This window comes from Alcanivorax sp. HI0083, assembly GCF_001635175.1.
Genome location: NZ_LWFX01000784.1, coordinates 1 through 778, shown reverse-complemented (window position 1 = coordinate 778; position 778 = coordinate 1). Strand labels below are relative to the sequence as shown.

The window sequence follows — 778 nt, the reverse complement described above, 5'->3', positions numbered from 1 at the left end:
ATATTTTGTGTGGTAGGGACGTCAGTTGATAAGTGATAGTGGACAGTTGACGGCTACGCGGAAAAGTATTGTCTTGATCTGAAAGCGCAAGAGGCCGCGTCCATAGTTGGGCGCGGCCTCCACGGTTTTGAGTGGTCGCGACAGCTGTGCACTGTCAACTACAATCTGAAGTCGGCGCCCAGGTACACATCCCGCACCTGCTGGTTGGCAAGGATGATGTCGGCATCGCCGGAGGCAATGATATGGCCGGCGCTGACGATATAGGCGGTATCGCAGATATCCAGCGTTTCACGGACGTTGTGGTCGGTGATCAACACGCCGATGCCGCGGTCTTTCAGGTGGCGGATAATGCCCTTGATATCGTTCACCGAGATCGGGTCAACCCCGGCAAAGGGTTCGTCCAGCAGGATGAAATCCGGGTCGGTGGCCAGGCCGCGGGCAATCTCCGCCCGGCGGCGCTCACCGCCGGACAGGCTCATGCCCAGCGAATCGCGACTGTGCCCGATGTGGAATTCCTTGAGCAGGCTTTCCATGCGTTCGTGGCGCTCTGCCTTGCTCAGTTCCTTGCGGGTTTCCAGAATCGCCATGATGTTCTCTTCCACCGTCAGGCGACGGAAGATGCTGGCTTCCTGGGGCAGGTAGCCAATGCCGCGCTGGGCGCGACCGTGCATGGGCAGGTGGGTGATGTCGCCGTCATTGATTTCGATGCGGCCGGCATCCGCTTCCACCAGGCCAACGATCATGTAGAAGCAGGTGGTCTTGCCGGCGCCGTTGGGGC

General features: G+C 59.6%; 1 protein-coding gene. It reads right to left on the bottom strand.

All coding sequences use genetic code 11. From position 1 onward, the window contains the following. Nucleotides 1–158 precede the first annotated feature (158 nt). Nucleotides 159–778: LPS export ABC transporter ATP-binding protein (gene lptB / locus A3754_RS07620; RefSeq protein WP_063519227.1), on the bottom strand; the 620-nt coding region annotated here is incomplete at its 5' end.